At 66.2% G+C, this 12,652-nt stretch carries 14 protein-coding genes; 8 read left to right on the forward strand and 6 right to left on the reverse strand.

Features of this window, described 5'->3' with window-relative positions:
- Positions 1 to 2 precede the first annotated feature (2 nt).
- Both ACTJKQ_RS03195 and ACTJKQ_RS03200 read right to left on the reverse strand, forming a co-directional pair.
- Positions 3 to 776 carry a GGDEF domain-containing protein gene (locus ACTJKQ_RS03195; protein ID WP_056065041.1) on the reverse strand — a complete coding sequence of 258 codons (774 nt, stop codon included), beginning with the start codon at positions 774 to 776 and terminating at the stop codon, positions 3 to 5.
- Positions 777 to 867: 91 nt separating this feature from the next.
- The gene (locus ACTJKQ_RS03200; RefSeq protein WP_440595973.1) at positions 868 to 2,568 is read right to left on the reverse strand and encodes a SulP family inorganic anion transporter; all 1,701 of its coding nucleotides are present in this window, start codon (positions 2,566 to 2,568) and stop codon (positions 868 to 870) included.
- Between the two features lie 145 nt (positions 2,569 to 2,713).
- Between ACTJKQ_RS03200 and ACTJKQ_RS03205 the strand changes: the two genes are divergently transcribed.
- From ACTJKQ_RS03205 to ACTJKQ_RS03220, 4 genes are all read left to right on the forward strand, one after another.
- Positions 2,714 to 3,205, forward strand: a complete 492-nt coding sequence (locus ACTJKQ_RS03205) for a BON domain-containing protein (protein ID WP_440595974.1) — start codon at positions 2,714 to 2,716, stop codon at positions 3,203 to 3,205.
- Between the two features lie 100 nt (positions 3,206 to 3,305).
- Complete coding sequence (locus tag ACTJKQ_RS03210) at positions 3,306 to 4,544, forward strand: PLP-dependent transferase (protein ID WP_440595975.1); 1,239 nt, start codon at positions 3,306 to 3,308, stop codon at positions 4,542 to 4,544.
- Between the two features lie 105 nt (positions 4,545 to 4,649).
- Positions 4,650 to 5,519, forward strand: coding sequence for a DUF2189 domain-containing protein (locus tag ACTJKQ_RS03215; protein WP_288850428.1), 870 nt, complete (start codon positions 4,650 to 4,652; stop codon positions 5,517 to 5,519).
- A 47-nt stretch (positions 5,520 to 5,566) separates the two neighbouring features.
- Positions 5,567 to 5,746 (forward strand): hypothetical protein, encoded by a 180-nt coding sequence (locus ACTJKQ_RS03220; RefSeq protein ID WP_082564946.1) that lies wholly within the window; start codon positions 5,567 to 5,569, stop codon positions 5,744 to 5,746.
- Between the two features lie 184 nt (positions 5,747 to 5,930).
- Here ACTJKQ_RS03220 and ACTJKQ_RS03225 read toward each other — a convergent pair whose 3' ends face one another.
- Positions 5,931 to 6,611, reverse strand: a complete 681-nt coding sequence (locus tag ACTJKQ_RS03225) for an arylesterase (RefSeq protein ID WP_015013948.1) — start codon at positions 6,609 to 6,611, stop codon at positions 5,931 to 5,933.
- Between the two features lie 15 nt (positions 6,612 to 6,626).
- Between ACTJKQ_RS03225 and ACTJKQ_RS03230 the strand changes: the two genes are divergently transcribed.
- The 4 genes from ACTJKQ_RS03230 (at position 6,627) to ACTJKQ_RS03245 (ending at position 10,308) form a co-directional block, all read left to right on the forward strand.
- Positions 6,627 to 7,328 carry an ABC transporter ATP-binding protein gene (locus ACTJKQ_RS03230; protein WP_056644256.1) on the forward strand — a complete coding sequence of 234 codons (702 nt, stop codon included), beginning with the start codon at positions 6,627 to 6,629 and terminating at the stop codon, positions 7,326 to 7,328.
- Between the two features lie 117 nt (positions 7,329 to 7,445).
- On the forward strand, positions 7,446 to 8,192 hold the full coding sequence (gene rlmB / locus ACTJKQ_RS03235) for a 23S rRNA (guanosine(2251)-2'-O)-methyltransferase RlmB (RefSeq protein WP_094290709.1): 747 nt from the start codon (positions 7,446 to 7,448) through the stop codon (positions 8,190 to 8,192).
- Between the two features lie 34 nt (positions 8,193 to 8,226).
- Positions 8,227 to 8,952 carry an SIR2 family NAD-dependent protein deacylase gene (locus tag ACTJKQ_RS03240; protein ID WP_440595976.1) on the forward strand — a complete coding sequence of 242 codons (726 nt, stop codon included), beginning with the start codon at positions 8,227 to 8,229 and terminating at the stop codon, positions 8,950 to 8,952.
- A 189-nt stretch (positions 8,953 to 9,141) separates the two neighbouring features.
- Positions 9,142 to 10,308: an ABC transporter substrate-binding protein gene (locus ACTJKQ_RS03245; protein ID WP_260667162.1), complete on the forward strand. Its 1,167-nt coding sequence runs from the start codon at positions 9,142 to 9,144 to the stop codon at positions 10,306 to 10,308.
- A gap of 88 nt (positions 10,309 to 10,396) precedes the next feature.
- Here the strand turns inward: ACTJKQ_RS03245 and ACTJKQ_RS03250 are convergent, their stop codons facing one another.
- The 3 genes from ACTJKQ_RS03250 to ACTJKQ_RS03260 form a co-directional block, all read right to left on the reverse strand.
- On the reverse strand, positions 10,397 to 11,353 hold the full coding sequence (locus tag ACTJKQ_RS03250; protein WP_440595977.1) for an aldo/keto reductase: 957 nt from the start codon (positions 11,351 to 11,353) through the stop codon (positions 10,397 to 10,399).
- A 79-nt stretch (positions 11,354 to 11,432) separates the two neighbouring features.
- Positions 11,433 to 12,047: a chromate transporter gene (locus ACTJKQ_RS03255; protein WP_440595978.1), complete on the reverse strand. Its 615-nt coding sequence runs from the start codon at positions 12,045 to 12,047 to the stop codon at positions 11,433 to 11,435.
- Positions 12,044 to 12,640, reverse strand: a complete 597-nt coding sequence (locus tag ACTJKQ_RS03260) for a chromate transporter (RefSeq protein ID WP_440595979.1) — start codon at positions 12,638 to 12,640, stop codon at positions 12,044 to 12,046. Before ACTJKQ_RS03260 ends, ACTJKQ_RS03255 begins: the two co-directional genes overlap by 4 nt.
- Between the last annotated feature and the right edge of the window lie 12 nt (positions 12,641 to 12,652).

Raw genomic sequence — 12,652 nt, forward strand, 5'->3', positions numbered from 1 at the left:
TTTCAGTAGGCGCTGCCTGTTGGGTTGGGGTCCAGTGGAGGCAGGTCGCCCCAACCCGAAGGGGTGTAGAGCGGGCCAAACAACAGGCTTTTCTCTTCGGCACTGACGGTGCTGTCGGGTTGTTCCTCGATGCTGACGCGGTTGCGGCCCGACGCCTTGGCCTGGTAGAGCTGGTGGTCGGCCCGGTCGGTCCACAGCAGGGTGGTGGAGCGGATCCACTGCATGGCAAATGCGCCGCCGATGCTCACGGTGACGTTCAGCTCCACCGTGGGGGAAATGCGGATGGGCGTGTTGGCCACCGCGCGCCGGATGCGTTCTGCCACCACGCGGCCAAAGGCAGCCTGGCAGGCCGGCAGCACCACGGCAAATTCTTCACCGCCGTAGCGGGCCAAGGTGTCCATGGGGCGCACGCAAGCACTGAGCGTGCGGGCCACCGACTGCAACACCACGTCACCAGCCAGGTGGCCGTGGGTGTCGTTCACCTTTTTGAAATGGTCGATGTCCAGCATCAGCAGCAGTGCCGCCTCGCCTGAGCGTGTGACGCGGTCGATCTCGCGCTCGAGCACCGCGCGGAAATGTCTGCGGTTGGCCAGGCCGGTGAGCGGGTCTTTGAGCGACAGCTCGCACAGGCCATCGATGAGACCCTGCAGGTACAGAGAAGGCACCTCGCGGTGCAGTGCTGCCTCGCTGCCGCCGGCCTGAGCCACCAGAGCGTGAGCAGTATCCAGGCGAAGGTCGCGCAGATCTACCAGATGAGAGGCCGCAGAGTCAGACACAAATTGGAACAAAGAGAGTTAGGCAAGTGTACCAGCGCGCCAGCAAGAACAGGGCCAACGCAAGGCCGGCGCGGCGTAGGTGAAACCCGGTCTACGCACGGGCCACGACGGACTCGGGAAGCTGCTGCAGCGCCACCAGCGCCACCAGCGCCTCGGCATCGGTGCGGTACATGGCCAGCCCTGGGCCCGGCTTCAGCAACCCCGCCTGCCGCAAGACCTGCTCTGCCGGCAGCTTCAGTCCGCTCAGATGCAATGTTCCACCCCGCAGTTCCATTTGCGCCAGCAACTGGGCGAAGGTTTCCACGCCGGTCACATCGATGCGGTTGATGGGCTGCGCCAGCAGACACAGGTGCAGCACCTCGGGGTGGGCGGCCAGGTGTTCGGTCACGCGCCGCTCCAGAGCGCTGGCAGAGGCAAAGTCCAGCTCCGCGTCCATGCGCAGCGCCAGTAGCCGGGGTGCCAGTGGCGGCAAGTGCCACAGGTGCCGGTCGCGCAGGCTCCCATCAGGGTGCAGGCCCACTTCAATGATGCGCGGGTGCAGTCGCTGGTAGAGAAAGTGGCTCAGATTCATCAGCAAGCCCACCAGCACGCCCCAGTACATGCGCGGCGCCGTGGCCAGGGTCAGGGCAAAGGTGACGCCGCCGATCACTGCCTCTACCCGCGACACCCGCCACAGCCTCATCAGGGTGCCCGGTTTGATGAGGCTGGTGACGGCCGTGACCACGACCGCCGCCAGCACCGACTGCGGCACGTGGTACAGCGCGGGCGTCAACCACAGCAGCACGACCAGCACCAGGCTGATCGCAAACAGTGTGGCCCAGCCCGTCTTGGCACCGGCGTAGAGGTTGATGGCCGAGCGTGAAAACGACGCACTCGTGGCAAAACTGCCGCACAGGCCACTGCTGATCTTGGCCAGGCCCTGGCCAATCAGGTCCTGGTTTTCGTTCCACTGCTCCTTGGAGCGCTGGCTTTCCACCTTGGCGCTCGATGCCGTCTCCAGAAAGCTCACCAGCGTCACCACCAGCACGGGCATGACCAATGCACTGAAACTGGACCAGGGCAGGGCGCCGGGCCAATAGGGCGCTGGCAAGCCCGACGGCAAGGCGCCCACCACTGCGCCACCTGCATCGGCATAACCCAGGGCCCAGCTCAGAGCACCCGCAGCACCCACCACCACGATGGCCGCCGGGAACTGGGGCAACACGCGGCGCGCCAGCATCAGCAAAGCGAGGCTCCCCAGGCCGAAGCCCGCTGCAGTCAGGTCGAACAGCCCCAGCGATGGCGTGGACAGCAGGGCGCCCCAGTCGGCAGCCCGCAACCCTGTCAGTGCCCCCAACTGCGACCCCAGGATCAGCAGGGCCGCCGCCTGCGTAAAACCATTGAGTACGGGTGAGGTCACGAGGTTGAGCAACCAGCCAAAGCGCGCCATGCCCATCACCATCTGCAGCAGACCCGACAGCAGGGCCATCCATGCCGCCAGGGCCACCCACTGCGCACTGCCTGGCTCGGCCAGGCCGGTGAGCGAGGCGCCGATCAGCAAACTGGTGAGCGCTGTGGGCCCCACCCCCAGCCGCGTGGATGAACTGAACAGCACGGCGACCAATGCCGGAATCAGCGATGCGTAGATGCCCGTGACCAGCGGCATGCCCGCCAGCGCCGCATAGGCCACACCCTGCGGCACCAGCATCAGCCCCACCGTCATGCCCGCCCAGAACTCCCCTTTGAGCAGTTGTCGGTCAGGGCGGGGCCATTTCAAAAAAGGAAGCCAACGGGCGAGCGAAGACACGGTCATGCCCCGATTGTCACCCGCTCAGCAGGGAGTGCGGCCGATGCGCGTCTGGCGTTGCCGTCCTACAAGCACTTCGGCGATGTCCGACCCGCAAGCCGCTGCCCGCTGCCTACAGTGAGGCCATGTTTCAACCGCAAGGAGTCATTGCATGAACCCCAAGAATCTGATCGACCGTCCCGCCCATCGCGTTGCGAGCATTCTGGCCGTGAGTGCCCTGGCCTTGGGCCTGGCCGCCTGCAACAAGACCGAAGAGCCCACCGTGGGCCAGCGACTGGACTCTGCCGTCGAAAAGACCGAACAAGCCGCAGCTGACGCCCGTGTGAAGGCCGAGGGCGCGATGCAGAACGCAGAGACCAAGATGGAGCAGGGCGCGGCCAATGCGGAAGCCACGGCCAAGCAGGCAGCCAACTCCGCCAAGGGCGTCATCGACGATGCCACCATCACCGCCCAGGTGAGCGCGGGCCTGGCCAAGGACCCCGACCTGAGCGCCGTCAAGATCAATGTAGACACTGTCAACGGCAAGGTCACGCTGAACGGGCCCGCACCCTCCACGGTGGCCCGTGAACGCGCCGAGACCATCGCCAAGGGCGTGAGTGGCGTGACCTCGGTGAACAACCAGCTGGTCGTGACGGCTGGTTAATGCCAACCTGCAGGGCTTGTGGTGCATGCATCCCAAGCCCTGCGGTGTGATCGCCAATCGATCTAAGCGCCGCCCGGGTCACTCCGGGCGGCGCGCTACCATGGCTGGCATGAAAGACCACGACATTGATCTTGCCACCCATATCGTCCACCACGACTACCAGCCTCCGGCCGGGTTTGTAGCTCCCCAACCGGGGGTTTTCAAGGCCTCCACCGTCATCTTTCCCAGCGTTGCGGCCATGCGCTCGCGCGAGTGGAAAGACAAAAGCGGCTACACCTACGGGCTGCACGGCACGCCCACGACCTTCATCCTCGAAGAGCGCCTGTGTGCGCTGGAGGGCGGTCTGCAGTGTGTGCTGGTGCCCAGTGGCTTGGCGGCCATTGCCAACGTGGGGTTGGCGCTCCTCAAGCCCGGCGATGAGGTGCTGATCCCCGACAACGCCTACGGACCCGGCAAGGATCTGGCCAATGGCGAACTCGCCCGGTTCGGGATCACCCATGTGTTTTACGACCCGCTGGATCCGGCCGACCTGGCTGCCCGCATCACGCCGGCCACCCGTCTGGTCTGGCTGGAGGCGCCGGGCTCTGTCAGCATGGAGTTTCCGGACCTGTGCGAGCAGGTGCGCATTTGCCGCGATAGGGGCGTGACAACCGCGCTGGACAACACCTGGGGCGCGGGCCTGGCGTTTGCGCCCTTTGACCTGACCGGCGACGGCAGCCTGGGGGTGGACATCTCGGCCCATGCGCTCACCAAGTATCCGAGCGGAGGAGGTGATGTGCTCATGGGCAGCGTGATCACGCGCGACCCGGGCCTGCACATGAAGATCAAGCTGACGCACATGCGGCTGGGACTGGGCGTGGGGGCGAACGACGCCGAGGCCGTGCTGCGTGCGCTGCCCAGCATCGGACTGCGCTATCGCGCCCACGATGACGCTGCCCGCCAGCTGGCGCGGTGGTTTCAGCAGCAACCCGCCATTGCGCAAGTGCTGCACCCCGCGCTGGAAGGCGCGCCCGGCCATGCTCACTGGAAGGACCTGTGTGGCGCTGCTCACGGCGGGCAGGGGCTGGCAGCTGGCCTGTTCAGCGTGATGATCGACGCCCGGTACACCCAACAGCAAGTGGATGCCTTCTGCGACGGCTTGCGCTTGTTCAAGCTGGGCTACAGCTGGGGCGGCCCCATGAGCCTGGTCGTCCCTTACAACATTGCCAGCATGCGCAGTCGGCCGCCCGCCCATTTGAAGCCGGGCACGCTGGTGCGGTTTTCGATCGGCCTGGAGGCTGTGGAGGACCTGCGGCGCGACCTGCAACAGGCGATGGAGCGCGCCTTCACCCAGGGCTGAGACGGCCTCGGCAAGGGTCCGGCGCGGCCCACTGCCGCTGGATTTCGTATGGGATACGGGCTTTCCTCAGTGGCGCAGCCGAACGGGCGGGCTTAGTGTGGCGGAATGAACGCGACATCCTCCAAGCCTGTGCCGGACACCCTTGGCACCCCTGACACCTCCGAGGCCCGGCAGGCTGAGGCCATTGCCGACCGCGTGAAGGCCCAGACCGCCCAGCCCGTGCAGCTGCAGCCGTTGCGCGTGGCCGACCCCTTCCGGTGGCTGCGGCGCGGCCTGGACGATGTGCGCGCCGCGCCGGGCATTGCTGTTTTCTATGGCGTGTGCTTCTGGGTCATGGCGGGGGTGCTGGGCTGGGTGTTCCGCACGCGGCCTGAATACACCATGTCGCTTGCCAGTGGCTGTCTGCTGGTGGGGCCTTTTCTGGCCATGGGGCTTTACGACACCAGCCGTCGGCGCGAGGCGGGCCTGAAGCCGCAGCTGAGCGAATCCCTTACCTGCTGGGACAGCCACATGGGCAGCATGGGCATGCTGGTGCTGGTGCTGGTGGTGCTGGAGCTGCTTTGGGGCAGGGCCTCGCTGGTGGTGTTTGCCGTGTTCTTCAACACCGGCATGCCCTCGACCACCGGTGTGCTGCAGGCGGTGTTCAACCCGCAGAACTGGAGCTTTGTGGCGGTGTACACGGTGGTGGGCGGTGTGTTTGCGGCGCTGGTGTTTTCCACCTCCGTGGTGTCCATCCCCATGATTCTGGACCGCGACACCGACGCGCTGACTGCGGGCATTACCAGCATGCGTGTGGTGATTGAAAACCCCGGCGTGATGCTGCTGTGGGGCGCATTGATCACCCTCATCGTGGCCGTCTCGCTGTGGTTTTGGGGGGTGGGCCTGGTGCTGGCGGGGCCTGTGCTGGGCTTTGCCAGCTGGCATGCGTACCGAGCTGCCGTCATTCCGCTGCAGCGCACCCCGGCAGGGGCCTGAAAACCCCGTCCTGTTACAGTGAGTCTCAACTTCAGGAAGCAACTACCTTGGCAACACCCAACTACGGATACGAAAAACGCCAGCGCGAACTCGCCAAAAAACAAAAAAAGGAAGAGAAGCTGAGGGCCAAAACACAGCGCAGGCCGAACGATCCGCAAGGGGATGACCAGCCCGCTGACGACCAGCCAGCGGGCGCTGCAGGCCATCCCGAGCAGCCTGCAGGCTGAGTGACCTGGCTGCGTCACAGGGGTCCGCTGCACCAATCGCCGCGCCCTGTTCATCTGCGGTCTCTGGCGGTCTGCAGCGTTGCAAATACTCGCAATAGCTACGGCTATTGCTGCGTTTTTTTTCGCGTGGCAGCCCCTCCCGATCCGCAGCGCACACTGACCGCTCGATGCGTGCAGCGAATCCCTAACGCAGCAGCTTTTTGAGCTCTGGCCACACGTTGGCCAGCATTTGCGGATGCGCTTCGGCGCGAGGGTGAATGCGGTCGGGCTGGAACAGGCGGGTCGGGTCCGGTCCGTCAGCCACACCCTTCAAGAAAAATGGCACCACAGCCGCCTTGTGGGTCTGTGCCACGGTGGTGAACAGACCCGCAAACTTGTTCGCGTAGTCGGTGCCATAGTTGGGCGGCACCTGCATGCCCACCAGCAAGACCTTGGCCCCGGCCTTTTGCGCCGCCTGGGTCATCCAGGCCAGGTTCTCTTCGGTGTTCTTGAGCGGCAGGCCGCGCAGGGCATCGTTGCCCCCCAGTTCAATCACCACATGGCTGGGCTTGTGCTGCGCGAGCAGTGCAGCCAGGCGCGAGCGGCCGCCCGAGGTGGTCTCGCCGCTCACGCTGGCATTGACCACGGTGGCTGCGAGCTTGTCTTGCGCCAGTTGTTTTTCCAGCAGTGCCACCCAGCCCGTGCCCCGCGCCAGGCCGTATTCGGCGCTGAGCGAGTCCCCCAGCACCAGAATCACCGAAGGGCGTCCGGCAGTCCCTGCCTTGGCGGCGGCCTGCGCAAAGGCCGTGGGCGCACAAAGCCCCACCACCAGGCCGATAGATGCGCTCAGGATAAAGTGGCGCCGTTGCTGCAGATTGCGAATCAAAGTAAAGAGCCTTTCATGTCCGAATCCTCCCCACTGCCCAAGACACCGCCCGCCACCCCCATCATTGCCGTGGAGCATGTGTTCAAGTCGGTGACGGATTCCACCGGAACCCTCGACATTCTGCGGGATATCGATTTCCGCCTGGCTGCCAGGGAAACGGCGGCCATCGTCGGCGCCTCGGGCTCGGGCAAGAGCACGCTGCTGTCCATCATCGCGGGGCTCGATACCCCCACGCGCGGAACGGTGCGGCTGGACGGCCACGACCTGTTTGCCATCGATGAAGATGCGCGGGCTGCATTGCGGGCCCAGAAGGTGGGTTTTGTGTTCCAGAGCTTCCAGCTCATGGGCAACCTCACAGCGCTGGAGAACGTCATGCTGCCGCTGGAGCTGGCCGACCGCCGCGATGCACGCAAGGCCGCCACCGAGATGCTGGCGCGCGTAGGACTGGGGCAGCGCCTGTCGCACTACCCCAAGGTGCTGTCGGGCGGCGAGCAGCAGCGCGTGGCCCTGGCCCGGGCGTTTGTGGTGCAGCCTGCCGTGCTGCTGGCCGACGAGCCCACGGGCAGCCTGGACTTTGCGACCGGCGAAACCATCATGAAGCTCATGTTCGAGCTCAACCGCGAGTTGGGCACAACGCTGGTGCTGGTGACCCACGACCGCGCGATCGCCGCGCAGTGCGAGCGGCGCATCACGATCGATGCAGGGCGCGTGGTGTGAGTGGTGGGTGGGGTTTTTGAGCGTTTTGGGCTGCAGGCGCTAGTGAAACATGCGCAAGCAGCTATGAATTTGATAGTGGCCTGAGGGAGTGGGCTGCGCCCAGCGGATAATCCCCCCATGTCCAGCCCCAAAGTTCTCTTCGGCTTTCACGCCGTGGGCGTGCGTCTGAAGACCGCGCCGCAATCCATCATCGAGATTTACTACGAAGCCACGCGCCGCGATGCACGCATGCGCCAGTTTCTCGACCGTGCCCGCGAGGCCGGTGCCCGCCTCATCGAAGCCGACAGCGTGCGCATCGCCAAGCTGGCAGGCAGCCACGGCCACCAGGGCGTGGCCGCGCGGGTGGAGCCCGTGAAGGTTGCCACCTCGCTGGACGAGCTGCTGGAAGACCTGGAAGCCGCAGGCATCGAGCAGCCCCTGCTGCTGGTGCTGGATGGCGTGACCGACCCCCACAACCTGGGCGCCTGCCTGCGCGTGGCCGACGGCGCGGGTGCCCATGCCGTCATCGCCCCCAAGGACCACGCCGTGGGCATCAACGCCACCGTGGCCAAGGTGGCCAGCGGTGCGGCCGAGACCATGCCGTATTTCATGGTCACCAACCTTTCGCGCACCCTGAACGAACTCAAGGAGCGCAACATCTGGTGCATCGGCACCAGCGACGATGCGCCCAAGACCATTTATCAGGTGGACCTGAAAGGCCCCGTGGCCCTGGTGCTGGGCGCCGAAGGCGACGGCATGCGCCAGCTCACGCGCAAGACCTGCGACGAGCTGGTCAGCATCCCCATGAAGGGCGCGGTCGAGAGCCTGAACGTATCCGTGGCCAGCGGCGTGTGCCTGTACGAGGCGCTGCGCCAGAGGACTTGATCCTCGGCCCGCTGGCTCCACCGGGGAAGGCACCATGCTGGACACCGTGAAAGCCTGGGTCCGGCAAAGCCAGCGCATCGCCGTGCTGACGGGCGCCGGGGTCAGCGCCGAATCTGGCGTGCCGACCTTCCGCGATGTGCAGACGGGCTACTGGGCGCAGTTTCGCCCCGAAGACATGGCGACCGAGGCAGGCTTTCGCGCCCACCCGCAGCGGGTGTGGGACTGGTACCAGTACCGGCGCGACCTGCTGACCGGTGTGTCGCCCAACGCAGGGCATCTGGCGCTGGCCGACTTTCAGCGCCGCCACCCCGACTGCATCACCCTCATCACCCAGAACGTGGACGGGCTGCACCAGCGCGCGGGCAGCACCGGCGTGCTGTGCCTGCACGGCGACATTTTTCAGGACCGCTGGCTCGACACCCCGCGCAACTGCTGCTTCATCGACCACGCAGTGGCCGGCCACCCGCCGTACTGCGACCGCTGCGGCAACATGCTGCGTCCGGGCGTGGTGTGGTTTGGCGAGCCTTTGCCGCTGGCGACGTTGGAGGCCGCCGAACAGGCGGCCAACCAATGCGACCTGATGCTGGTGGTGGGCACGGCCGGTGCGGTGTACCCCGCAGCGGGTCTGGCCCACCAGGCTCGGGCCGCCGGTGCCAGGGTGGTGGTGCTCAACCCCGCGCCCAGTGCGTTGGACGATGTAGCGCACGCGGTGCTGCGCGGCACGGCGGCGACGGTGCTGCCGCAGTTGCTGGGCGATTGAGCGGGTGTGCGTGGTGCAGGCGCTCAGCCCCGGGTTGCGCGGTGCTGCAGGGGGCGTTCACACGCTGTCGAATCCCGGTAGAAACCCTGATTTGACGTACGCCTGCCACCCTTTGTCGCACAGCTGACAGGCGGGGAGGCGCTCTGGCCGGTAGCCTGCGCCACCTTTGTTTTATCTGCCCTGCACATCATGAGCCGTCGCCACTTTCTTTTGCGTGCCACCCAGGCCGTTGCCGCCACTGGCCTGCCCGCATGGGCCCACACCGCGATGGCGGCCGAGGAGGCGTTGACTGCGCGCTCCATCACCCTGGGCTGTTCCATTGCCCTGACGGGGCCGCTCGGCCAGGCAGGCATTGAGCAGGTGGCGGGCATGAAGGCCGCGTTTGCCGAGGTGAATGCCGCTGGCGGCGTGTTGGGCCGCGAAATCCGCATGGAGGTCAAGGACGACGGCTACGTGGCTGCGCGCACGCTCAAGAACGTGACCGACATGGTCGATGCGCAGTCGGTGTTCGCGCTTATCTCGCCGCTGGGTACTGCCAACACCGCGTCCATCCTGCCGCTCATCGAGTCCAAGGGCATCCCCACCGTGGGCCCGGTGACCGGCGCCACATCGCTGCGTGCAGCGGCCAACAAGCATGTGTTCTTCCTGCGCCCCAGCTACCGCGAAGAAACCCAGCGCCTGGTCAAGCAGATCGTGGAGATGGGCCTCAAGCGCATTGCGGTGGTGTACCTGGACAACCCGTTTGGCAAAGAGGTGCTCAAGGACATGTCCACTGCACTGGACGAGATCAAGGTCGAACGCGGCGGCGAGTTTGCGCTGGCCGTGGACGGCAAAAATGGCGCCGAGCTGGCCGATAAGGTGGCGGCCGAGCGCCCCGGCGCCGTGCTGCTGGCCACTACCGGCACGGCCAATACCGCGTTTGTGCAGGCCTTCCGTGCCAAGGCGCAGGGTGTGCCGCTGGCCGGTCTGTCCGTCACGGTGATCTCGTCGGAGCTGCCCAAGCTGGCGGCCTCCACGCGCGGCCTGGCGTTGGTGCAGGTGTTCCCCGATGCCAATTCGCAAAAGTCGGTGGCGGTGCGCAAGTTCCAAGCCACGATGAAGGCCACGGGTGGAGACCCGGCGTTTTTGAACAGCAACAGCGCGCTGGAGGGCTGGCTCAACGCCCAGATCATGATTGAAGGCCTGAAGAACGCGGGCAAGGAGCCCACGCGCGAACGCCTGCGCGCCGGGCTGATGGCCATCCGGTCCCTGTCGTTTGGTGACTTCAACGTTGGCTTTGGCAACAAGGCGCCCTACATCGGCTCGGACGCCATCTACCTGGCGATCTACGCGGAGAACGGTCGCCGGATCAGCTGATGGGCAGGGGGGCGTCATTCCGTTCACCCCGCAACCCGTCAAGCCATACGCTAAGGGCCCGCGCACGCGCGGGCCTTTTTTGTTGGGTTCAGCCTTGGGCGCTGGCGGCGTCCAGCTGGGCCAGCGCATCGCTGTCCAGTTGCAGCTGGGTGGCCTTGACCAGCTCATGCAGCTGGGCCACTGACGTGGCGCTGGCAATGGGTGCGGTGATGCCCGGTTGCACCATCTGCCAGGCCACGGCCACTTGGCCGGGCGTGGCGTTGTAGCGGTGTGCGACGGCGTCCAGCGCCGCCAGAATGCGCAGCCCCCGGTCGTTGAGGTACTTGGCCGTGGTGTTGGCGCCGCGTGCGCTCTTGGCGGCGTCGGCTGCCGTGCGGTATTTGCCGGTGAGGAACCCGGCGGCCAGCGCGTAGAAGTTGATCACGCCGACCTGCTGCTGCACACACAGCGGCTGCAGCGCGTCTTCAAACACGGCGCGGTCGTACAGGTTGAACAGCGGCTGCAGGCTTTCGTAGCGCGGCAGGCCCAGGCGTTCGCTGGTCTGCAGCGCCTCCTGCAAGCGCGCGGCGCTGTAGTTGGAGGCACCAATGGCACGCACTTTGCCGGCCCGGATCAGGTCTGCATACGCGCCCAGTGTGTCGGCCAGCGGCACAGTGGTGTCGTCGTCGTGTGACTGGTACAGGTCGATGTGGTCGGTCTGCAGCCGCTGCAGCGATGCCTCCACCGCCTGGCGGATGTAGGCGGGGCGCAGGCCCACCTTGCCGTCCCCCATGTCCTTGCCCACCTTGGTGGCCAGCACGATGCGATGGCGCTTGCCGCTGCGCTTGAGCCAGCGGCCGATCACCGATTCGGACTCGCCCCCGGTGTGCCCCGGTGCCCAGCGCGAGTACACATCTGCGGTGTCGATGAAGTTGAAGCCTGCGTCCACCCACGCGTCGAGCAGTGCGAACGAGGTGGCTTCATCGGCCGTCCAGCCAAACACATTGCCGCCAAAACACAGGGGCGAGACCTGCAGGCCCGAGCGGCCCAGGGAGCGGAGTTGCATGGATGTGCCTTTCAAAAAAAGAGAAAGAAATCATGCCCGTTGCCGGGGGTTGCGCAGCGCACCCCGGCCTTCCAAGCCGTTAGACCAGCCCCAGCGCACCCAGCAGTGCACCGGCGCCCAGCATCCACAGCAGGTGCAGCTTGGTGCGCCACACCAGCACCGTGGCCGTGGCGGTCAGCAGCCAGAGGGGCCAGTCGGTGGTCCATTCGCCATGGGCGCGCGCCAGCACCCAGGACGTAGCCACCAGCAGGCCGATCACCACCGGGGCCATGCCTTGCTTGAACGCGCGCACGCCGCGCCGCTCGCGGTTGCGGTGGCCCCAGCGTGTGGCCGTCCAGGTCAGCAGGCTGCTGGGCAGCATCACGCCCAGCATGCACACCGCCATGCCCAGCGCGCCCAGCAGCCAGCCAGCCACACCGGGGCCGCCTGCGTTGATGCCCACGTTCCAGCCCAGCAGGGCGATGAACAGCACATTGGGGCCCGGGGCGGCCTGGGCGATGGCGATGGAGGCGTTGAACTGCGGGTCGGTCAGCCACGCCTGGCGTTCGACCAGAAAGCGGTGCATGTCGGGCGCGGTGGCAATGGCGCCACCCACCGCCAGCAGCGACAGCGACAGGTAATACAGGAACAGGTTGAGCCAGTCGCCGATGCTCAGGGCCATCAAGGGAGCGGTGAGGGAGGCGGTGCTGCTCATGGTGCGAGCTTTCTCCAGGTCAGCAGGCAGGCGGCCCCGCCGATCACCGGCAGGATCCAGAACAGCGGCCAGCGCAGCCAGGCCATGGCCACGATGGTCAGCGCCGTGATGGCCAGGCACAGGGGGCGGCCGAGCGGATGGTTGCGGATCGAGACAAACAGCTTGATACCCACCCCGGCAATCAGGCCTGCCGCCACGGCCCCCATGCCACGCAACGCGCCTGCCACGGCCGGTTGGGCAGAGAACTGCGCATACATCACCGCCAGCGTCAGCACCAGCATCAGCGGAAACGTCAGCATGCCCGCCAGCGCGGCAAACGCGCCGCGCAGGCCAAAGTAGCGGTCCCCGATCATGATGCTGAGGTTGACCACGTTGGGGCCCGGCATGATCTGCGCCACGGCCCAGTCTTCGACAAACTCTTCGTTCGTCATCCAGCGTTTTTTCTCCACCAGTTCGCGCTGCACGACCGCCAGAACACCGCCAAAACCCTGCAGCGCCAGCCAGGTGAAGGACCAGAACAGATCGGTCGGGTTGCGGGGCTGCGGGCGCGCAGGCATTTCGGTGGGGGGGGGTGAGGCGGTGGCGGGTGCCATGGGTGCAAGATT

This window comes from Acidovorax sp. 22279, from assembly GCF_052045435.1.
In the GTDB taxonomy this organism is placed as follows: Bacteria; Pseudomonadota; Gammaproteobacteria; order Burkholderiales; family Burkholderiaceae_C; genus Acidovorax; species Acidovorax delafieldii.

Coding starts and splice junctions, on each gene's coding strand:
- ACTJKQ_RS03200 (WP_440595973.1), bottom strand. CDS start 2,568: ATGACCGTGTCTTCGCTCGCCCGTTGGCTTCCTTTTTTGAAATGGCCC.
- ACTJKQ_RS03205 (WP_440595974.1), top strand. CDS start 2,714: ATGAACCCCAAGAATCTGATCGACCGTCCCGCCCATCGCGTTGCGAGC.
- ACTJKQ_RS03210 (WP_440595975.1), top strand. CDS start 3,306: ATGGCTGGCATGAAAGACCACGACATTGATCTTGCCACCCATATCGTC.
- ACTJKQ_RS03215 (WP_288850428.1), top strand. CDS start 4,650: ATGAACGCGACATCCTCCAAGCCTGTGCCGGACACCCTTGGCACCCCT.
- ACTJKQ_RS03230 (WP_056644256.1), top strand. CDS start 6,627: ATGTCCGAATCCTCCCCACTGCCCAAGACACCGCCCGCCACCCCCATC.
- rlmB (WP_094290709.1), top strand. CDS start 7,446: ATGTCCAGCCCCAAAGTTCTCTTCGGCTTTCACGCCGTGGGCGTGCGT.
- ACTJKQ_RS03240 (WP_440595976.1), top strand. CDS start 8,227: ATGCTGGACACCGTGAAAGCCTGGGTCCGGCAAAGCCAGCGCATCGCC.
- ACTJKQ_RS03245 (WP_260667162.1), top strand. CDS start 9,142: ATGAGCCGTCGCCACTTTCTTTTGCGTGCCACCCAGGCCGTTGCCGCC.
- ACTJKQ_RS03250 (WP_440595977.1), bottom strand. CDS start 11,353: ATGCAACTCCGCTCCCTGGGCCGCTCGGGCCTGCAGGTCTCGCCCCTG.
- ACTJKQ_RS03255 (WP_440595978.1), bottom strand. CDS start 12,047: ATGAGCAGCACCGCCTCCCTCACCGCTCCCTTGATGGCCCTGAGCATC.
- ACTJKQ_RS03260 (WP_440595979.1), bottom strand. CDS start 12,640: ATGGCACCCGCCACCGCCTCACCCCCCCCCACCGAAATGCCTGCGCGC.